Source organism: Rhodoferax sp. LS1P39, assembly GCF_056521425.1.
In genome coordinates this window covers 46,496-67,193 of sequence record NZ_JBWMAV010000008.1, presented here as the reverse complement: position 1 = coordinate 67,193, position 20,698 = coordinate 46,496, and the positions used below count along the sequence as shown (strand labels likewise).

The window sequence follows — 20,698 nt, the reverse complement described above, 5'->3', positions numbered from 1 at the left end:
GAGAGGTAGAGCGTATTTTCGCGCACCCGCGTGTCTGGCTATCCATTTAAGCCAAATCGGCCTCTAGCGCTTATGGGATAAGCACGAGCAGCTATCAAAACTATTGCGGGTCTACCGGAGCCAGCCGGTGGCCAAAGCTGCCTTCGCCGCTCACGGTCACCACCAGCCGCTGCGTGGCCCGGGTGGCGGCCACGTAAAACAGCCGGGCTTCGGCGCTTTCGTCGGCGCTGCGCATGGGCATCTGGCCGATGCCGGGCAGGGCCACCACGGCAAATTCCAGCCCCTTGCAGGCGTGCATGGTCATCAGCTTGATGCTGTCGGCCAGCGGGTTGAAGTTGCCCGGCCCGGTGCCGCGGCGCACCTGGTAGGGCAGCTTGCGCATTTTGAGCGGGCGGGCCAGTTCGTCCAGCATCCAGTGGTGGCGGCAAAAAATCGCCATGTCGCCCCAGGCGTGGCCCTCCTGGTGGGCGGCGCTGAGCTGGTCGGCGATGGCCGAGGCCTCGTCGCGCAGGCTGGGCAGGCGGATGATCTGCGGCGGCGGCCCTTCGCGCCCGCAGCTGACCGGGCGCACCAGGGGAATGCCGTCGTCGTCCATGTCCTGGGCGGACAGTAGCTCGACGGCGATCAGGCTGGCGGTCTGCAGGATTTGCTGGGTGTTGCGGTAGTTGATCTTCAGCACCGTGGTGCGGCCCTGCGCCTGGATGCCCACGCTTTTGAAGCTGAACTTCTTGATGCCATCGCGTGAGCTTGCGCGCTCGTAGATGTTTTGCGCGTCGTCGTACAGCACCAGCAGGCTGTTGCTGCGCGGGTCCACCATCTGGGTGACCAGCTTGAACCATGCCGGTTTGAAGTCGTGGCCCTCGTCGATCAGGATGGCGCGGTACTGGCCGCCGGGGATTTGCTTGCGGTCTACCGCGCGGATGAGCTTGTCCACCAGCTCGTCCGAGAAGCCGGTGCCGTCTTGCGGCAGGCTTTGGCCATAGGCCACCAGCTGGTCGCGGCACCATTTGTGGAAGTGGCGGGCATGCACCCGGTCGGCAATGCCTTTGGCCTCCATGGCGGCGGCCAGCTTGCCCGCCAGCGGCTCGTTGTAGCACAGCACCAGCACCGGCTTGCCCTCGGCTTCGGCGCGGGCCAGGTACTCGGCGCGGTAGCCCAGAATCATGGTTTTGCCCGAGCCCGCTACGCCGTGGATCACCCGGTGGCCGTCGCCCAGGCTGCGGGCCAACTGCTCTTGCTGGATGTCCATCACCCGCATGATGCCGGGCAGGTCGGCATCGTCGTCGGCAAAGAGCGTGCCCTGGGCTGGCACGCGCACCTCGGGGAACAGAATCCAGCGCACCCGGTCGATCTGCGGCAGCGACAGCACGCCGCCCAGCATGTCGTACGGAAACATGTCCCACAGGCGGCTTTGGAATTCTTCCGGATCCACGCCCTCGGTCATCTCATCAGAGCACACCACCCGGCTGGGGGCGATGGCCTGGTCCAGCCCGGCATCGGTGAACTGCTTGCGCGTGATGTGGCTGAACACCACGCCATGGCTCCACGGAAAGCGCAGCTTGCCCTGGTGGCGGCCATCGGGTTGCACCAGTTGCGGGTCGCGCTTCAAGGCATCGACCACCTGCAGCGCGTAGTGGCGGGCCTGCTCGGCGGGGTTGTCCACGGTTTTGGGTTCGCCGCCGGGAAGGATGTCCCAGGTGGACTTGTCGGCCCGGGCTATGGTGGCCAGCCGCCAGTCTTTTACCTCCAGAATGAGCAGGCCGCGCCGGGGGTGCAGCACCACGAAGTCGGGGTGGCTTTGCCGTGGCCCCACGGGCACGTCAAACCACAGCAGGTAGTCGGCATCCAGCTTGGCCTCCAGCCGCTCGGCCAGCCGCCGCTCGCCCGAAGTCATGCGGGCCACGCAGGTGCTGAGCGCGGGGATGAGGGTGGCCATGGGCGGGTGGTGGATAAGGATGGTTGGGCCAAGGGGCGTAGTCTGAACGGAGCAGCCATTGCCTACGCAATGTACATACAATTCATCCTACCCCATCGAAGCGAGAAGCGCGGCCATGAAAGAAGTGCAAATGACGTTCCGGGTGGAGTCCGATCTGCGGGCCCGCTTCACCGCAGCGGCCGAGCTGGACCACCGGCCTGCAGCCCAGGTACTGCGGGAGTTGATGCGTGCGTACGTGGGCCAGGCGCGATTGCCGCCTGCAGCTATCTCTACCGATACCCAGCAGGCGCGTGCCGATGCCGTGCGGTTTGCGCGTGCCTCGGTGGGGTTGGAGGGATTTGCACCCAGTGCCGAAGCCCAGGCCCATGCGCAGCGCTTCATCAACGGCGAAATCGATCTGCAGGCCTACCTGGCCCCCCGTTTCCAAGATGTCCACGGGCAGTAGCCCCTACCCGGCGGAGCAGCGCCAGGCACTCGAAGGCTTTTACACCGAACGCCGGATCGTCGAGCTGGAGCTGGACCCGGTACGCGGCGACTTCGATGCGGCGCATTTGCGGGAAATCAACCGGCGCATCTTCCAGGACCTGCCCGGGGTGGGGTGCGCAGATGTCACGCCCGGCCGCTACCGCCCCCAGGTGCCAGAGGGGCGTACGTGGCCTATTCGCGCATGGATGCGGTGGCCCAGGCGGGGATGGACGCGGCTTTGAAGGCCGCCCATCCCGACCGCCTGCGGGGCTTGGATACGGCCATGTTCATCGCCTGCATCGCCCAGCTGTATGCCGACATGGATTACGCCCACCCATTCAGCGATGGCAACAGCCGCACCCTGCGCACCTACACCCGGCAACTGGCCCGAATGGCAGGGGGCGTGCTCAACTGGGAGCGCTTCAGCCACAGCCCCGCTGACCGCGATGCGCTTTATATCGCCCGCGACATCAGCGTCAACCGCATCGCCCAGCCGCAGATCCAGCAGGAGCAAACGATGCGCCGGGTGGCCGCCAGCCTGGCCGCGCTGAAGGTCTACAAAGACCTGCCTGCGCTGCTAGCCAGCTGAGTCCGCCAACACCTTTTCACCGCCCACCATTTGCGTAAACCGCGCCGGGTCTTTGCCGTGCACCGGCTCGGCATCGCCCCAGGGCCAGCCGCCGAACTGGGTGCGGCGGTAGTCGGCCATGGCCTGCTCGATTTCGGCGCGGGTGTTCATCACGAACGGGCCGTACTGGGCCACGGGCTCGTTCAGCGGGCGGCCTTGCAGCAGCAGGAATTCGCTCGCCAGCGGGCCGTTGACCAGCTCCACGTCCGCCCCGGCATCCAGGGTAATGGCGGCGTGGCTGGACACGGCTTGGCCGTCCACCACCACCGACGGGCCTTTAAAGAAATACAGCTGGCGCTGCGTGTCGGCTCCCAGGGCCGCAGGCAGGGTCCAACGGGCACCGGGGGCCATGGTGATGGTCCAGATGGCGACATCGGCCTCGGGCTGGGCGGCCCAGGAGTCGGGCGGCGGGGCCGGGGGCGTGGCTTCTGCCAGGCGACCTGCTGTGACCAGCACCTCGGTGGTCAGGCCCGCTGCGTCGGTGAAGGTGGTGCGTGGCACCTCGTGCTGCCAGAACATGGTGAAGTGCGGCTCCACCATCTTGTTGCGCGCGGGCAGGTTGAGCCAGATCTGGAACAGTTCCAGGGGGTTGGCCTCATTTTCGCGGAGCAGCGGAAACATCTCGGCGTGCACGATGCCCGCCCCGGTGGTCAGCCACTGCACGTCGCCTGCGCCGTAGCGGGCGCGGGCCCCCAGCGAATCGGCGTGGTCCACCAGGCCTTTGCGGACGATGGTGACGGTCTCAAAGCCCCGGTGCGGATGCGGCGGAAAGCCGGGCACGGTGTCGCCGTGGTACATGCTCCAGCCGTCCTTGCGGCTGAAGTCCTGGCCGATGGCGCGGCCCGCCAGCGAGGTGGCCGGGCCCATCTGCGCATTGGCTTGGGGGTAGGCATCGTCGTGGTAGGCGCAGAACAAAAACGGGTCGATGGTGGCCCACGGGAAACCCAGGGGCTGGACTTGCAAGATGGCGGACATAGGGGGCTTTCTGTAAAAGCAACAAATGGGGGCTGCTGCGCATTGTGCAAGCCAACCAACCCCGGCCCGTAAAATCTGGCCCCATGACCTTTTTAGACATGCTCCACACCGCCGGGCAGCGCAATGCCTCCATGCTCTGCGTCGGGCTCGACCCCGATCCGGCCCGATTCCCAGGCGCATGGCGCGGTGATGGCAGCAAGATTGCCGACTTCTGTGCCCGCATCGTCGATGCCACGGCCGACCTGGCCATCGCCTTCAAGCCGCAAATCGCCTACTTTGCCGCCCACCGCGCCGAGGACCAGCTGGAGCGCATCGTGGCCCACATCCGCCGCGTCGCGCCCCACGTGCCCATCATCCTGGATGCCAAGCGTGGAGATATCGGCTCCACCGCCGAGCAGTACGCCGTCGAGGCATTCGAGCGCTACCAGGCCGATGCCGTCACCCTCTCGCCCTTCATGGGCTTTGACTCGGTGCAGCCGTATCTTAAGTACCCCGGCAAAGGCGCGTTTTTGCTGTGCCGTACCTCCAACCCCGGCGGTGACGACCTGCAGCCCCAGCGCCTGGCCGATGTGCCCGGCCAACCCCGGCTGTTTGAACACATTGCCCAGCTCACCCAGGGCCCGTGGAACCTGAATGGCCAGCTCGGCCTGGTCGTCGGTGCCACCTACCCGGCAGAAATCGCCCGGGTGCGCGCCCTGGCCCCCACCGTGCCGCTGCTGGTGCCCGGCGTGGGTGCGCAAGGCGGCGATGCCCGCGCCACGGTGCAGGCCGGGTGGACGGCCAACGGCCCGCTGGTCGTGAATTCGTCGCGGGCGATTCTGTATGCCTCCAGCGGCGACGACTTTGCCGATGCGGCCCGCCGCGTGGCCCTGGAAACGCGCGATACCTTGCAGGCCGCCCGGACGCTCTAGTGCTATAAATTGGATAGCTTCTTGCGCAGGAAGGGTGAGCGCTAGGGCCTATTTTTGTATACAGAGATGTGGCCCGCCAGCGGGATGCGGGTGGCTACACTGGGTGGATCTTTCTGTTCGCAGGAACCCGCTATGGATGCCACCGCCCTGGACTGTTCCGTCCCCGCCACGGTCCCTACCTCCGCCCCTGTGGCATTACCTTCGCTGGCGGCTCTGGTTGCGGCCAGCACGCTGGTGGCTTGCGGTGGTGGTAGCGATAGCAGCAGTGGCATTAGCGGGGGTACCACCACCAACACTGGCACCACCAGCACCAGCACCAGCACCAGCACCAGCACCAGCACTGGCACTAGCACCGGCACCGGCACCGGCACCGGCACCGGCACCGGCACTAGTGGTACCAGCGGTGGCACCACTAGCACCAGCACTAGCGGCACCAGTGGTAGCGGTGGTAGCGGTAGTGGCGATAGCGCGTCGGTTTCCAACCCCGCACCGATCCCGCTGAGCGACACCCAGGCCGCCCGGTTTCTGCTGCAAGCCCAACTCTCGGCATCGGATGCCGAGATGGCTGCAGTCCGCGCAGCGGGTGCCGCCGACTGGCTGGCCACCCAATATGCCACCGCGCCCGGCCCTACCGGCTGGAACTGGCTGAACAGCCGGGGTTACAACAGCATCAGCACCGCCACCCGGTTCTACGACGCCAGCTACCCCGGCGACTACATGGTTTGGAACCAGCTCATGACGGCACCGGACGGCATGCGCCAGCGCATGGCCCTGGCCTTGAGCGAGGTCTTTGTGGTGTCGCTCACGGGGCTGGGCTTGTTCTGGTCGCCGTACGCGATAGCGAGCTACTGGGATTTGCTGACCGCGCAGGCATTTGGCAACTTCCGCAGCCTGCTGGAGGCGGTGACCCTGAACCCGGCGATGGGCATGTACCTCAACACCTGTGGCAACCAGAAGGAAAATACCAGCACCGGCCGCCAGCCGGACGAGAACTACGCCCGCGAGGTAATGCAGTTGATGACCATCGGCCTGGTCCAGCTCAACCCCGATGGAAGCCCGAAAAAGGATGCCAATGGCAAGGACATTCCCACCTACAGCCAGTCCGATGTCAGCAATCTGGCGCGGGTCTTTACCGGCTACGACCTGGACCAGAGCCAGGACGTGGTGGTGACGCTGCCCGGCTCCAGCCGCACGATGGGCAACAACGCCTATGCGCGCAAGCCCATGGTGCAGATCCCCGGCCGCCATTCGGAGCTGGCCGCCACGTTTCTGGGTGTGACGGTGCCTGCCAACACCGGCGCGGCCCCGGCCCTGAAGACCGCGCTGGACACCTTGTTTAACCACCCCAACGTCGGCCCGTTCTTTGGCCGCCAGATGATCCAGCGCCTGGTCACCAGCAACCCCAGTCCGGCCTATGTGGCGCGGGTGGCGGCAGCCTTCAACCAGAATGCCGCCGGGGTACGTGGCGACCTGCGGGCCGTGTGGTCGGCCATCTTGCTGGACGACGAAGCCCGTGGCGCGGCGGGCTTGACGGCCCCTGGCTTTGGCAAGCTGCGCGAGCCCATGCTGCGGCTGGTGCAATGGGGGCGCACGTTTGGCATCGCATCGGCGCGTGGTAGCTGGAAGATCGGGGAGCTGACTGACCCGGCCAGCCAGCTAGGCCAAAGCCCGCTGCGCTCGCCCTCGGTGTTCAACTTTTTTCGGCCCGGTTACGTGCCCCCGGCCACGCCTTTGGCCGCCAGCGGTGCGGTCGCGCCAGAGTTTCAGCTGGTGAATGAGAGCAGTGTGGGCGGCTATCTGAACTACTTGCAAGAGGTCGTGCGCAAGGGCATTTACGTCAAGGCACCCGAGCAACCGCAGGAGGCCAGCAATAGCGCCACCAACGGCTATGACATCGCCGCCCGCTACACCGCCGAGCTGGCGCTGGCCGCCGATGCCAACGCCCTGGTCGCACGGCTCAACCTGCTGCTGTGCGCCGGACAGCTCAGCGCCGCCACGCAGACGCTGGTGGTCAACGCGCTGAACGCCACCCCCGTCACCGCCAGCAGCAGTGACAGTGTCCGGCGCGACCGGGTGGCCGCCGCCGTGCTGCTGGTGATGGCCTCCAGTGAATACCTGGTACAAAAATAAGGGGCCTGCCATGCACCTACTGGACCTTCAAAAACACTCCCGCCGGGCCTTTTTGCGCCGCTCGGGCCAGCTGGCATTGGCGGGTACGGCGTTGCCGGTGGCGCTGAACCTGGCGGCGATGGGCGAAGCTGCCGCCTTCAACGCCACCGACTACAAAGCCCTGGTGTGTCTGTTCATGCACGGTGGCAACGACCATGCCAACACGGTGGTGCCCTACGACGGCGCGCAGTATGGCCGCTACAGCTCCCTGCGCAGCAGCATCGCGCTGGACCACAGCGCGCTGGTGGCCACGCGGCTCACCCCCCGCACGCCCCTGGCCGGGGGCCGCCAGTACGCGCTGCACCCGGCCATGACCGGCTTGGCGGGTTTGTTCAATGCGGGCAAAGCAGCGGTGCAGTTGAACGTGGGGCCGCTGGTGGTGCCCTTGACGCGCACCCAGTACGACAGCGGCAGCCGCACGCTGTACCCCGTGCCGCCCCGGCTGTTTTCGCACAACGACCAGCAGTCGATCTGGCAATCGTCTTCGCCCGAGGGCTCCACCGTGGGCTGGGGGGGCAACCTGGGCGACCTGGCGCTGGCGGGCAACGGCAACAGCTTGTTCTCCTGTATGTCGGTGTCGGGGAATACGGTTTTTTTGTCGGGCGACACCGCCTTGCAATACCAGGTCAGCACCGGCGGGGCCGTGCCCATCAACGGCATCGGTGCACGGGTATATGGCTCCAGCGCGGTGCAGACGGCGCTGGCCACGCTGACCCAGCAACCGCGCAGCCACCTGCTGGAGAACGCCTACACCGCCATGACCTTGCGCGCCGTGGGGGCCGAGTCGCGTATCAACGCTGCGCTGGCCGGGGCCACGCTGGCCACGCCCTTCACCAGTGGCAATCCGCTGGCCGACCAGCTGCAAATGGTGGCCCGGCTGGTGGCTGCGCGCGGCACGCTGGGCACCACCCGGCAGGTATTTTTTGTGTCCATGGGCGGGTTTGACCTGCACGACAACCTGGTCGCCCAGCATCCCACGCTCCTGGGGCGGGTCAGCGATGCCCTGGCTTCGTTTTACGCCGCGACGGTGGAGCTGGGCGTGGCGGACAAAGTGACGGCATTTACCGCGTCCGACTTTGGCCGCACCCTGACGAGCAACGGCAATGGTTCGGACCACGGCTGGGGCAGCCACCACTTCATCGTGGGCGGCGCGGTGCAAGGCCAGGCGTTTTACGGGTCGCCGCCGCCCATCAGCGTGGGCGACACCGCCGCGGCTGACGACCAATGGCACGTGGGGCAAGGCCGCTTGCTACCCAGTACCTCGGTGGACCAGTACGCCGCCACCTTGGCCACCTGGTTTGGCGTAGCGCCCAATGAGCTGGCGGGCATCTTGCCCAATCTCGCCCACTTTGGCGCAGCAGCCGGTCGGGCGGACTATCCGGTGAACCTGGGATTTATGGCGTGATGCTATAGATTGCGTAGCTTGTTACGCTTGTGGAATAAGCGCTACAGGCGTTTTTGCCTTGAATGGGTGGGTGGCCAGCCGCTAAGGTACTGTCTCGAAGCTGATGTTGTTGACCAGCATGAACCACATGATCAACGCCGGAATCACCACCGGCAGCGACAGGGCGCAAAACATCACGGCCGTTTTGACGAACGTGGAAATGTCATTCCACCAGAGCAGCAGCAGCGCGCCCAGGTCGACTTCCCAAAACCGTTCCGGCTGTTGCTTTTTCATGGTGCGCACCTTGTAAGAACGTGACCGCAATCCCCAAGAGACCGCAGATACGCTTTAACGCAGTGTAGTGGCGCTGCGAGGGGATTTCTAGCGGCCCTGCCTGCCGTCCTGGCGCGCAAGGAAAATCCGACTAGTCAATTATCGGTTGCCAATTTACACTTATTTACAGAATGAGGTTCTGTGGCGCGTGAGCGACTCCGCCTCTCTTATCTTTTGATTCAACCACCAGGTAACGCGCCATGAACTTGAAAAAAATGACGGTGAGAAGCCAGTTGACATGGGCCTTTGGCCTGTTGGTGGCCTTGGTGTTGGTGGTGTCCTCCGTGGGTATCAGCGCACTGAATGAAGCACACGATGATTTCGTGCACTTCAACGACGTAGACGTGGCCCAGGAAAGGCGGGTGGTCGCGGTGCGGAGCGCGGTGAACCGCCGGGCGATTGCCGCGCGCAATCTGGTGCAGGCGGGCACGCCTGCCGACCGGGATGCTGAAAATGCCGCGGTGGTGCGGGCCCACAAAGACACCCAGGACAGTCTAGCCAAGCTCAATGCGGCGGCCAGCAGGTCGCTCAACGCCGAAGACCGGATCATGCTGGCGGAGATCAACCGCATCGAGTCCCTGTATGGCCCGGTGGCCTTGTCCATTGTGCAGATGGCGTTGGACGGCAAAAAAGACGAAGCCATTGCCAAAATCAACCAGGACTGCCGCCCCCTGCTGGCCGCGCTGTTGAAAGTCACCGACGACTTCCTGTTGGCCAGCGACAAAGTTGGCAATACCAGCGTGGCCGCGGCCGAGGGCCACTTCACCCGCGCACGAATGTGGATGCTACTGGCCAGTGCAGCAGCAGCTGCGGCAGCTATCGGCATGGGGATTGTCATTACGCGGGGCTTGGTGGGTTCGCTCGGCGGTGAGCCCTGGGCGGCGGCCGACTTGGCCCGCGCAGTGGCCCGTGGCGACCTGGGCCAGCCCGTCCAGGTGCTGCCCGGTGACACCACCAGCCTGATGGTGCAGCTCAAGACCATGCAGGAAAGTTTGGCCGGGGTGGTGGCAACCGTGCGTCAAAGCTCGGAAAGTGTGGCCAGTGCCAGCCAGCAGATTTCCCAGGGCAATCACGACCTGAGCGCACGTACCGAGCAGCAGGCCAGCGCCCTGGAAGAAACCGCCGCCAGTATGGAGCAGCTATCGGCCACCGTGAAGCAAAACGCCGACAACGCCCGCCAGGCCAACCAGTTGGCCATGAACGCCAGCACGGTGGCGGTGCAAGGCGGTAATGTGGTGGCCGAGGTGGTCACCACCATGCAGGGCATCAACGACAGCTCCAAGCGCATTGCCGACATCATTGGCGTGATCGACGGCATTGCGTTCCAGACCAATATCCTGGCCCTGAATGCCGCCGTGGAAGCCGCCCGCGCGGGCGAGCAGGGCCGGGGCTTTGCGGTGGTGGCCAGCGAGGTCCGCTCTCTGGCCGGCCGTAGCGCCGATGCCGCCAAGGAAATCAAGAGCCTGATCTCCACCAGTGTGGAGCGGGTAGCCCGTGGCACGGTGCTGGTGGACCAAGCCGGGGCCACCATGGGCGAGGTGGTTAGCTCCATCCGCCGGGTGACCGACATCGTGGGCGAGATCAGCGCCGCCAGCAGCGAACAAAACGCCGGTATGACCCAAATCGGCGAAGCGGTGATGCAAATTGACCAGGCCACCCAGCAAAACGCCGCCTTGGTAGAGGAAATGGCCGCCGCCGCCAGCAGCATGAAAAACCAGGCGGACGGGTTGGTACGGGCGGTGTCGGTCTTCAAGTTGAATGCGGGCACGGGCCGTGCGACCGCCTCCGCGCGGCCCGTAGCCGCTCCTGCCCGGCCAGCCACTGCGGCCCGGCCGGTTGCCACTCCTGCCCACAAGCCGGTCGCAGCCAAGACCCCGGCACCGGCCCTGGCCCGCAAGCCGTCGGCCCCTGCAGCACCCCGCAAAGCGCTGGCTGCACCGGTAGTGGCCAGCGCGTCCAAAGACGACGACTGGACTTCGTTTTAAGCATGCGGGTTTTCGCGGTTTTAAAGTGTTTCTAAATGTCAGTATCGTGTGGCTGGCGGCGAAAATTGCTAATCCAATCTGCTAACCTTTATCCCGTCTCCTCCCTTCAACCTCACAACCGAAAGATGCCCATGTCCAAAGCCATCCAGTCCGCCATCGATACCCAAGAACAATTGGTCAGCGACATCAAGTCCGTGATCTCCGAGGCCGAAGAGATGCTGAGCGACACCGCCGACCAGTCCGGCGACAAAATCAGCCAGTTGCGCGCCCGCGTCAAGGCCCGCCTGAGCGATGCCCGCGAACGCCTGGTGGATGCCGAAGCCGCTCTGCGCCACCACACCAAGAAGGCCGCCCGCGCCACCGACGACTATGTGCACGACTCCCCCTGGACCGCAGTGGGTGTGGCCGCATGCGTGGGCCTGCTGGTCGGCCTGATCATCGGTCGCCGCTAAGCGCCCAAGCGAACCCCGACGGGTTCCGTATGCGTAGCGCATCGGGCGGTGGACCTTTCGCCGCCTTGAAAAATATACCCATCACTTTGCTGGCGATGGCGCACACGCGCCTGCAGCTGCTGGGCAACGAGATCCTGACCGAAAAGCACCGCGCCCTGCGCGAGCTGACCCTGGTGCTGGCCATGGTGGCTTGCGCCGGGCTGGGTGTGCTGCTGGTGGTGGGGCTGGTGGTCATCTTGCTGTGGGACCAGCGGGTGTGGGTGCTCTCAACCCTGATCGTGCTGTTTTTGGGGGCAGCGCTCATCTGCTTTGCCAAGTTGCGCCGCTCTACCCGCAACCTCAATGGGGTGTTTGCGGGCAGTCTGGCCGAGCTGCAAGAGGACCTGCGCCAACTCAAGGCCGCAAGCGACGACCATGGCAAAGACCCGCGCTGAGCTGGACCAGGAGCGCGCCCGCCTGACGGAGCGCATCCAGGCCCAGCGTGCCAATCTGGCCCGCGAACTGGCCCCGTTGCAGCGCGTGTCCAACGCCAGCAACGTGCTGAGCGCGCTGGTGGCCGAAGCCGTGGCCTACATACGCCAGCGGCCTGTGGCTGCTGCGCTGCTGGTGGGCGGGCTGGTGCTGGTCAAACCCAAGGGCGTATGGCGCTGGGCCAAGCGGGGCTTCTTCATCTGGCGCGGCTTCCGTGCCGTGCAGCAGTGGCAGCCGGGCACCTTCATGGACGTGGTGCGCCAGGTGGTGGCCGTCAAAAACTACTTTGCTACTAAATAAATAGCTGCTCGTGCTTATGGAATAAGCGCAAGCAGCCTATTCGTTATATTTTTTGCGGTGCAGGTGTGTCTTCTTTGGTCACCAGCCAGATGCCACCGCACACCAGCACCAGCGCCACCGCGTTCTTCCACTCCAGAAACCGCTCGTCCAGGAACAGGGCCGACAGCAGGGTGCCGAACACCGGCACCATGAAGTTGAACACCGTGACCATGCTGACCCGGTTGTATTTCAGCAGAATCGTCCACAGCGAAAATGCCACCGAGGTCAGCGCCACCATGTACAGCATCAGGGCGGCAGAGGCCCAGGTAAAGGCCTCCAGCGCGCCGCCGGTGGCAAAGCCGAGCAGCAGCAGCGCCACCCCGCCAATCGCCAACTGGTAGCCGGTGAGCACCACCGAATCCACCTGCTGCGACAGCTTCTTGCCGTAAATGCTGGCCGCCGACAGGATGAAGGCCGCCAACACCACGCTGCCTTCGCCCAGCAGTGTGAAGTCAAAACTCAGCAGCCCCGGCCGGAAGTTGACCACCATCACCCCCACAAAGCCGACCACACAGCCCACTACCTTGTTGAAGCTCAGGCGGTCGTTCTTGTAGATGAAGTGCGCCAGCAGCACGCTGAAAAAGGTGCCGGTGGCGTTCATGATGGAGCTCTTCACCCCCGTGGCATAGGCCAGGCCGATGTAGAAAAACACGTACTGCAGGCTGGTCTGGGTCAGGCCCAGCAGCGTCATTTGCCCGAAGGTGCGCAGCTTGATGGCGAACACCGGCTTGTGGCTGATGGCCGCAAACACCAGCAGCACCAGCCCGGCCAAGGCAAAGCGGTAACCCGCAAACACCAGCTTGGTGGGGATGTCGTTGGCCGCGATATGGAACATCGCATAGCCGTTCTTGATGGCCGGGTAGGCGCTGCCCCACAGCAGGCAGCACAGCGAGGCCAGCAAAAACACGACTTTGCGCTGGGTGAAGACGGAGGCGGCAGAAGATGTCATAACAGCCGTGCCAGGTACTTGCCCGTGTGGCTTTGCGGGTTGGCGGCAATCTCTTCGGGCGTGCCCACGCCCACCACGGTGCCGCCACCGGCCCCGCCTTCGGGGCCCATGTCGATCAGCCAGTCGGCGGTCTTGATCACGTCCAGGTTGTGCTCGATCACCACGATGGTGTTGCCCGCGCTGCGCAACTGGTGCAGCACCTTGAGCAGCAGGGCAATGTCGGCAAAGTGCAGGCCGGTGGTGGGCTCGTCCAGGATGTACAGCGTGCGGCCGGTGTCGCGCTTGCTCAGTTCCAGCGCCAGCTTGACCCGCTGCGCCTCGCCGCCCGAGAGCGTGGTGGCCGACTGGCCCAGCTTGATGTAGCTCAGGCCCACGTCCAGCAGGGTGTGCAACTTGCGGGCGATGGTGGGCACGGCCTGCAGGAAGGTGTAGGCGGCCTCGACCGTCAGCTCCAGAATCTGAGCGATGTTCTTGCCCTTGTACAGCACCTCCAGCGTCTCGCGGTTGTAGCGCTGGCCCTTGCACACGTCGCAGGGCACGTACACGTCGGGCAGGAAGTGCATCTCCACCTTGACCATGCCGTCGCCCTGGCAGGCCTCGCAGCGGCCCCCGGCCACGTTGAAGCTGAAGCGCCCCGGCCCGTAGCCGCGTTCGCGCGCCATCGGTACTTCGGCCATCAGCTCGCGGATGGGGGTGAACAAACCCGTGTAGGTGGCCGGGTTGGAGCGCGGCGTGCGGCCAATCGGGCTTTGGTCCACGTTGATGACCTTGTCGAACTGTTCGATGCCCAGGATCTCGCTGTGTTCGGCCGGCTCGTCGTGGGCGCGGTAGAGCTGGCGCGCCACGGCGGTGTACAGCGTGTCGTTAACCAGGGTGGACTTGCCAGAGCCCGACACGCCGGTCACGCAGGTGAACAGGCCCACCGGGATGTCGGCGTTGACGCTTTTCAGGTTGTGGCCGGTGGCGCCGACGATGGACAGCCAGCCGTGGGTAGGCTTTTGCCGCTCGGTGGGCACTTCGATCTTGAGCGTGCCCGCCAGGTACTGGCCGGTGAGGGAGTCGGGATTCGCCTTGACCTCGTCAAACGTGCCCTGCGCCATCACCCGCCCGCCGTGCACGCCCGCGCCGGGGCCCAGGTCGATCACGTGGTCGGCGGCGCGCATCATGTCTTCGTCGTGCTCCACCACCAGCACGCTGTTGCCGATGTCGCGCAGGTGCTGCAGGGTGGCAATCAGGCGGTCGTTGTCGCGCTGGTGCAGGCCGATGCTGGGCTCGTCCAGCACGTACATCACGCCGGTCAGGCCCGAGCCGATCTGCGAGGCCAGGCGGATGCGCTGGGATTCACCGCCGCTCAGGGTCTCGGCGCTGCGGTCCAGGCTCAGGTAGTTCAGGCCCACGTCGTTCAGGAACTTCAGGCGCAGACCGATCTCGCGCACGATCTTGTCGGCAATTTCGCCCTTGGCGCCGCCCATTTTCAGGGTTTGGAAGTAGGCAAAGCAGTCGCGCAGCGTGGTGTGGCTGATCTCGAAGATGGCGCGGGCCTGGTCGCCCGTGCCCACCTTCACGTGCCGCGCCTCGCGCCGCAGCCGCGAGCCCAGGCAGGTGGTGCAGGGCTGGGTGGTGCGGTAGCGGGCCAGGTCTTCGCGCACCAGGTTCGAATCCGTCTCGCGGTAGCGCCGCTGCATGTTGGGGATGATGCCCTCGAAGGGATGCTTCTTGCTGACCTTCTTGCCTTGCGACGCACCGGAATCCATCACGTAGCTGAACTTGATGTCTTCCGTGCCCGAGCCGTGCAGCAGCGCGTGCTGGGCCGCCGCGGGCAGGGCTTCAAACGCATGCTCGATATCGAACTGGTAGTGCTTGGCCAGGCTTTCCAGCATGGCAAAGTAGTAGGCGTTGCGCCGGTCCCAGCCCTTGATGGCCCCGCTGGCCAGGCTGAGCGACGGAAAGGCCACCACCCGCGTGGGGTCGAACAGCTCCTGCGCGCCCAGGCCATCACAGGCTGGGCAGGCCCCCACGGGCGAGTTGAACGAGAACAGGCGCGGCTCCAGCTCGCTGATGGAATAGCTGCAAATAGGGCAGGCGAACTTGGCGTTGAACAGGTGCTCGGTGCCGGTGCCCATCTCCACCACGATGGCCTTGCCCTCGGCCAGCCGCAGGGACGCTTCGAAACTTTCGGCAAGACGCTGGCGCTGGGCGGCCATGGCTTGTGGCTCCGTATCGCCATGCACCTTCACGCGGTCGATCACCACGTCGATGTTGTGCTTTTCGGTCTTTTTCAGCTTGGGTAGCGCGTCGAATTCGAAGGTTTCGCCATCCACCCGAAAGCGTACATAGCCCTGGGCCTGCATGTCGGCAAACACGTCGGCGTATTCGCCCTTTTTCTCGCGGGCGATGGGGGCCACCACCATCAGGCGGGTGTCCACCGGCAGTGCCAATACGGCATCCACCATTTGGCTCACCGTCTGGGCCTGCAGCGGCAGGTCGTGGTCGGGGCAGTAGGGCGTGCCGGCGCGGGCGAACAGCAGGCGCAGGTAGTCGTGGATCTCGGTCACCGTGCCCACGGTGGAGCGCGGGTTGTGGCTGGTGGCCTTTTGCTCGATGGAAATGGCCGGGCTCAGGCCTTCGATCAGGTCTACGTCCGGCTTGTCCATCAACTGCAGGAACTGGCGGGCGTAGGTGCTCAGGCTTTCCACATAGCGGCGCTGGCCTTCGGCGTACAGGGTGTCAAACGCCAGGCTGGACTTGCCCGAACCGCTCAGGCCGGTGATCACCACCAACTGGTTGCGCGGAATGTCCAGGTCGATGTTCTTCAGGTTGTGGGTGCGTGCGCCACGGATGCTGATGCGCTGCAACTGCAAGGCATTGCGCAGGTACATGCCGTCGGTTGCGGTATCGGGGAGGGCAGAGTTCAAGGTGGAGCCAAACTAGGGGTAACCCGTGATGATAGACAATCGCGGGCTGTTTGCTTGCCAACGGTTTTTCGCGTGTCCTCACCCTCCGTCTCCATCCCCACCGCATCGGCATCCCCATCGGTCGCCATGACACCGCCAGAGCGGCACGCCAGCCTGTCGCTGGCGCTGATTTTTGCGCTGCGCATGCTGGGCCTGTTTCTGGTGCTGCCGGTGTTTGCGCTGGAGGCGGCCAAGTTCCCCGGCGGCGATGATCCGGCCCGCGTGGGGCTGGCCATGGGTATTTACGGGCTGACACAGGGCCTGCTGCAACTGCCATTCGGCATGGCCTCGGACCGGTTTGGCCGCAAGCGGGTGATTGTGCTGGGCTTGCTGCTGTTCGCCGTGGGCAGCTTCTGGGCCGCCAGCGCCGATAGCCTGACCGGGCTGCTGCTGGGCCGCGCGCTGCAGGGCGCCGGGGCCATCTCGGCTGCCGTGACGGCGCTGCTGGCCGACCAGACCCGCGATGCCGTGCGCACCAAGGCCATGGCGCTGGTGGGCGGAAGTATTGCGCTGGTGTTTGCCTTGTCGCTGGTGCTCGCCCCCGTGCTGGTGGCGCATATCGGTCTGGCAGGGTTGTTTGCCTTGACCGGCGGCCTGGCGCTGGTCGGTGTGGCGGTGGTGCTGTGGGTGGTGCCGCCCGAGCCTTTGCTGCACAAAAACCAGCCACGCGGCAAGCTGAGCGAAGTGCTGTCGCACCCAGGCCTGCTGCGGCTGAACTTTGGCGTGTTTGTGCTGCATGCCGTTCAACTGGCGATGTGGATGGCCGTACCCGCGCTGCTGCTGCAGGCCGGGCTGGACAAGGCCCACCACTGGTGGGTGTACCTGCCCGCCGTGCTGGGCTCGTTCGTGGTGATGGGCGGTAGCTTGTTTCCGCTGGAGCGGCGGGGCTTTCTGCGCGGCGTGTTTTTGGCGGCCATTGGGCTGATCGCGCTGGTGCAGGTGGGGCTGCTGTGGGTGGCGGATGCGCCGCAGGTCAGCACGATGGCAGCGCTGCTTTTTCTCTTCTTCTGTGGTTTCAACGTGCTGGAGGCCAGCCAGCCCAGCCTGGCTTCGCGCATGGCCCCGACTGCGGTGCGCGGCAGCGCCTTGGGGGTGTACAACACCTTGCAGTCGCTGGGCTATTTTGCCGGGGGGCTGGCGGGTGGTGCGCTGCTGAAATGGGGTGGCACGCACAGCCTGTTCATCGCCTGCGCGCTGGCCATGCTGGCGTGGCTGGCGGTGGCGTGGCCCATGCAGGCCCCGGCCAAAGTGACCGCATAATCTACCCCCTCTAGAGGAATTCAATATGGCATCCGTCAACAAAGTCATCATCGTCGGCAACCTGGGCCGCGACCCCGAGGTGCGCACCTTCCCCAGTGGCGACCGGGTGGCCAATGTCACCATCGCCACCACCGAAACCTGGAAAGACAAGCAAACCGGCGAGCGCCGCGAGGCTACCGAATGGCACCGTGTGGTGTTCCGGGGTGGTTTGGCGGGCATCGTCGAACAGTACCTGCGCAAGGGCTCGCAGGTGTATGTAGAGGGCTCGATCCGCAGCCGCAAGTACAACGATGCCACCGGCGTGGAGAAGTCCATCACCGAAATCGTCGCTAATGAGATGACCATGCTGGGCAGCCGCCAGGGTATGGGTGGTCCGCAGGGTGGCGGTAACGACGGTGGCTACGACGACGGTGGTTACGACAACAGCCCGGCCCCCGCACCGGCCCGCCGCCCCATGGCCCCGGCACCCGCCAGCCGTCCACCCATGGCTGCACCGGCACCCCGCCCCGCGCCACCGCCGCCAGCACGTGCCTCCAGTGGTTTTGACGACATGGACGACGACATTCCGTTCTAGGATTTACCTGCTCCAAACTTGTAAACAAATTGCCCTAAGTGCTTGTCAGTTAGGGCTTTTTTATTGTTGGCATGTATTTGTGTTGCGTCCGTAAAACTTGCCGACAGTCTACTTTCGAACATTTGTAAATAAGACGACCATGGGCTTGTTCTGCCAATCCACAGTGAAAGGCGCAATTCCGGTTTTTGGGTTTATTCATCGGTAGCAGGCTGCTCCTAAGTCGCTTGAAAAGCGCATCGTTTCGTGAACTTTCTGGTATGCGGCCTAGCTGGGAATTTCAGTAAGAAATTTCTATCTGTGTGTTCCAGCCAATAAAGCCAGCCACTCTGACCCACAGAAGCCACTGATTCCGGTGTGGGACTTGCCAGTTGTTCTGATTCAAAAAAGCTATTCCTACGACCCCATACTACCGAGGATTGCCTCCACCTGTGATTGAACGTAGCTCACGCCTTGTTTGCCCGCGATCTACAGTTGGCAAAGGCCGCTCGAGCTCAGCCTGACTTACTCCACGAATTTGGGCGTTGTAAAGCCAGACCACAAATTGCTCCATCAGCTGCTGGTTCTCAGCGCGCAATCGCGTGACCTCTGCATCTCGACGCTCCAGGCGCTCGTGAATTGCCCGTTGTTCTGGAGATTGTGGTTTACTTCTGTGTTCGTGCTGAGCTGTGGCTAGGCGATCCTTGCTTAGCCGAAATGCATCGCCGACTCGCTCATGGCCGCTGAGTGCTTGCCGCGTATACCGAAAGAACAAACGCAGTTCAATGGCATCAATTACGCTATTCCAGCTGAGTGGGCCAGACCACCCATCTAGCAGACTGACAACCACATCAATTTCACACGGCCCCAGGTTTTTACTTCGCCGTCCCTTCATGAGCGCCGTCTTTGTCTGTTGGCATTCGGGGAGGAGTCTGGTTCGAATCGAATTAAGCTTTGACGCTCCCGCATGGCCATAGCTAAGCGTGATGGCATCACTGGTGTGCTCATACGGATGACGGACCCTTGCGGCAGCACCGGGTCTTCCAGAATCTGGATCAACTGTTCGGCGCGCTGTAGAGTGCGTTTCTGATGTTCAACCCATCTATGAGCGCCAGCCAAATTCTCGCTCTCGGCTTGTTCTGCCTTCAACAGCAGGTCCTGAGTTTCATGAATCAGTATTTTGATGCGACGCTCCTTTTCTGGGTCACCCTTGACACAAAGGTGCTCACGACAGTTGAGGCAATCCTGATGGGCCTGGCATGGAAGCAGTGAGAAATCGTGTACGCAATACCCAAAATCGGTTGAATGCGCCGTTGGTATATTTAACTTTGTAAATTCATTGCGATCGATCAGATCGGAATGCCGAAGCCGAGCAAGTGGTCCCTTTGGCTTCTCTGAATCGCCAACAGCGGCCCGTACCAATTCCAGGACATCCCGGTTTGAGACGTGGTCGTATACGGTGTTTTCGCTAACACGGGCCCTTCCAGACCAGAGCGCAATATCAATTTGACTCAGTCCGCCAAACTGTGCCAAAGTGTTTAAGTAGTGTCGAAATTTATGGGTTGAAACGGCAATCGGGCTTCCGTCCGGTTCTCTAAATCCATATTTTTCAAAGATTGATTTGGATAAATGGGATTTCGCTGATATACGAATATTTATATCTGCAACTCCCAAACGCATGAACATGCACCGATATTTTGCGCGAGTCGAGTGAAGTCCATTTAAGCGCACCAGGCACAGCATGCCTGAATACTTCAGGCCATGATCTCGATCCGCAATCGGAAATCCCAAAGGCAACATACCTAAGACTACGCGTTCAATATCCTCAAAAAGAACGCATATTTTATTGCCTACACCCCATGTCACTAGCTTGTGACTTGAACACCAATTATTAATTACCGCGCGAGCAACTGGTTTGCAAAATAGAACACACGCGAGTTCGTCCTTTGTTAAGTATTTCTTATTTCTTAAATACTCTAATTCATCAGGAAGAAAAATTTTTCCGGGATTAATTTCATACCATTCAGCCAAGTCTCTGGCGGAGGCACTGATGCGCTTAATATTTAAGATCGCTTTTTTAACAACATTTTCCATCGATGGCACAACCCATTTCACATGTGGTGCGGCGCCTTTCGATGGAAACCATCGAAGCCCATACACTTCACCGCTTCCAGCAGGTTTGCGCTGAATAATTTCAGAATCTACCGCGAGGCGAACCACCTCATTGATACGTTCTGGTGCAGCGCAGAGTATGGCTATGATCGATGTGACAAGAATGTCCGATGTCTCTGTCGCAATATTAAAAATTGACGCAAGAGCTGACAATGCAGTTGGGCTTGGGAGTCTGGCAAGACGAATCGCATCGAACTCAGCTCCAACTTTCTCACAACCTACTGAACGCTGTATGTGTGACCGCCATGTATTAGGGTGTTGAAGTAATCCGCTCGATACCATCATTTCGGATATGAGCTGAAGCTGCACACCATATTGGTATGAAGAGGATTTTGATATTCTCTCGGATATTAATTGTGAGGCGCGATTGAAATGAAATGAGTGAAGTGTTGTAGGGTCTGGTTTGTCCCCTTTTTCTGAAAGCGCAACGTAAAGAGCACGAAGAGCCGCAAGCCTAGTTTCTAGACTTTTTGATGGTCGCAACCCCTGCTGATATCTTATGTAGGATTTTGCAAAGCTTTTGAATGGCTCAGGCATGGGATATCCCCTACCTCTTTTGCCCTCTCCCCATAAAGTAAATCGTAGTTTCGTCTTTGATCTTTTACCTTTCAAGTTTACGTACTTCGTCACATCCCATACATCTTCGTCGAATGCGAGATCGGGACCGAAAACTGTCAATTGAGAACGGCAGACGTCTACAAACGCTTCTAAGTTTTGCTTGGCTGACCAGTGCAGGTAAGGTGAAAAATGCAGAATTTCAGTCAT

The 20,698-nt window shown here is 62.7% G+C and carries 17 protein-coding genes; 11 read left to right on the top strand and 6 right to left on the bottom strand.

Annotated elements, in window-relative coordinates; all coding sequences use genetic code 11:
• Positions 1-100: 100 nt before the first annotated feature.
• A complete protein-coding gene (locus AC097O_RS14135) occupies positions 101-1,936 on the bottom strand; it encodes a DEAD/DEAH box helicase (RefSeq protein ID WP_479593434.1) in 1,836 nt (611 codons plus the stop codon).
• A 115-nt stretch (positions 1,937-2,051) separates the two neighbouring features.
• Between AC097O_RS14135 and AC097O_RS14130 the strand changes: the two genes are divergently transcribed.
• Both AC097O_RS14130 and AC097O_RS14125 read left to right on the top strand, forming a co-directional pair.
• Positions 2,052-2,381: an antitoxin VbhA family protein gene (locus AC097O_RS14130; protein WP_479593433.1), complete on the top strand. Its 330-nt coding sequence runs from the start codon at positions 2,052-2,054 to the stop codon at positions 2,379-2,381.
• A 207-nt stretch (positions 2,382-2,588) separates the two neighbouring features.
• Positions 2,589-2,990 (top strand): Fic family protein, encoded by a 402-nt coding sequence (locus AC097O_RS14125; RefSeq protein ID WP_479593432.1) that lies wholly within the window; start codon positions 2,589-2,591, stop codon positions 2,988-2,990.
• Here AC097O_RS14125 and AC097O_RS14120 read toward each other — a convergent pair.
• Positions 2,979-4,004, bottom strand: coding sequence for a pirin family protein (locus AC097O_RS14120; protein ID WP_479593431.1), 1,026 nt, complete (start codon positions 4,002-4,004; stop codon positions 2,979-2,981). The genes AC097O_RS14125 and AC097O_RS14120 overlap by 12 nt on opposite strands.
• Before the next feature lie 83 nt (positions 4,005-4,087).
• On the opposite strand from AC097O_RS14120, the gene pyrF reads away from it, so the two are divergent.
• The 3 genes from pyrF to AC097O_RS14105 all read left to right on the top strand — a co-directional run bounded on the left by pyrF (position 4,088) and on the right by AC097O_RS14105 (position 8,489).
• On the top strand, positions 4,088-4,915 hold the full coding sequence (pyrF, locus tag AC097O_RS14115; protein WP_479593430.1) for an orotidine-5'-phosphate decarboxylase: 828 nt from the start codon (positions 4,088-4,090) through the stop codon (positions 4,913-4,915).
• Positions 4,916-5,047: 132 nt separating this feature from the next.
• Complete coding sequence (locus AC097O_RS14110; RefSeq protein ID WP_479593429.1) at positions 5,048-7,045, top strand: DUF1800 domain-containing protein; 1,998 nt, start codon at positions 5,048-5,050, stop codon at positions 7,043-7,045.
• 10 nt (positions 7,046-7,055) lie between these two features.
• Positions 7,056-8,489: a DUF1501 domain-containing protein gene (locus AC097O_RS14105; RefSeq protein ID WP_479593428.1), complete on the top strand. Its 1,434-nt coding sequence runs from the start codon at positions 7,056-7,058 to the stop codon at positions 8,487-8,489.
• 81 nt (positions 8,490-8,570) lie between these two features.
• Here the strand turns inward: AC097O_RS14105 and AC097O_RS14100 are convergent, their stop codons facing one another.
• Positions 8,571-8,762 carry a hypothetical protein gene (locus tag AC097O_RS14100; RefSeq protein ID WP_315188557.1) on the bottom strand — a complete coding sequence of 64 codons (192 nt, stop codon included), beginning with the start codon at positions 8,760-8,762 and terminating at the stop codon, positions 8,571-8,573.
• A gap of 239 nt (positions 8,763-9,001) precedes the next feature.
• On the opposite strand from AC097O_RS14100, the gene AC097O_RS14095 reads away from it, so the two are divergent.
• From AC097O_RS14095 to AC097O_RS14080, 4 genes are all read left to right on the top strand, one after another.
• Positions 9,002-10,786, top strand: a complete 1,785-nt coding sequence (locus tag AC097O_RS14095; RefSeq protein ID WP_479593427.1) for a methyl-accepting chemotaxis protein — start codon at positions 9,002-9,004, stop codon at positions 10,784-10,786.
• A gap of 131 nt (positions 10,787-10,917) precedes the next feature.
• Positions 10,918-11,238, top strand: a complete 321-nt coding sequence (locus AC097O_RS14090) for an ElaB/YgaM/YqjD family protein (RefSeq protein ID WP_315205968.1) — start codon at positions 10,918-10,920, stop codon at positions 11,236-11,238.
• 29 nt (positions 11,239-11,267) lie between these two features.
• Positions 11,268-11,672 (top strand): phage holin family protein, encoded by a 405-nt coding sequence (locus AC097O_RS14085; protein WP_479593426.1) that lies wholly within the window; start codon positions 11,268-11,270, stop codon positions 11,670-11,672.
• A complete protein-coding gene (locus AC097O_RS14080) occupies positions 11,653-12,009 on the top strand; it encodes a YqjK family protein (protein ID WP_479593425.1) in 357 nt (118 codons plus the stop codon). The genes AC097O_RS14085 and AC097O_RS14080 overlap by 20 nt, the downstream gene beginning before the upstream one ends.
• A 43-nt stretch (positions 12,010-12,052) precedes the next feature.
• On the opposite strand, the gene AC097O_RS14075 is transcribed toward AC097O_RS14080, so the two are convergent.
• Together AC097O_RS14075 and uvrA are read right to left on the bottom strand one after the other, a co-directional pair.
• Positions 12,053-12,997 (bottom strand): DMT family transporter, encoded by a 945-nt coding sequence (locus AC097O_RS14075; RefSeq protein WP_479593424.1) that lies wholly within the window; start codon positions 12,995-12,997, stop codon positions 12,053-12,055.
• Positions 12,994-15,876, bottom strand: a complete 2,883-nt coding sequence (uvrA, locus tag AC097O_RS14070; RefSeq protein ID WP_479593568.1) for an excinuclease ABC subunit UvrA — start codon at positions 15,874-15,876, stop codon at positions 12,994-12,996. The genes AC097O_RS14075 and uvrA overlap by 4 nt, the downstream gene beginning before the upstream one ends.
• Before the next feature lie 162 nt (positions 15,877-16,038).
• Between uvrA and AC097O_RS14065 the strand changes: the two genes are divergently transcribed.
• The gene (locus tag AC097O_RS14065) at positions 16,039-17,211 is read left to right on the top strand and encodes an MFS transporter (protein ID WP_479593567.1); all 1,173 of its coding nucleotides are present in this window, start codon (positions 16,039-16,041) and stop codon (positions 17,209-17,211) included.
• Between the two features lie 25 nt (positions 17,212-17,236).
• On the top strand, positions 17,237-17,785 hold the full coding sequence (ssb, locus tag AC097O_RS14060; protein WP_479593423.1) for a single-stranded DNA-binding protein: 549 nt from the start codon (positions 17,237-17,239) through the stop codon (positions 17,783-17,785).
• An 867-nt stretch (positions 17,786-18,652) separates the two neighbouring features.
• Here the strand turns inward: ssb and AC097O_RS14055 are convergent.
• On the bottom strand, positions 18,653-20,698 hold the full coding sequence (locus AC097O_RS14055; protein ID WP_479593422.1) for an integrase: 2,046 nt from the start codon (positions 20,696-20,698) through the stop codon (positions 18,653-18,655).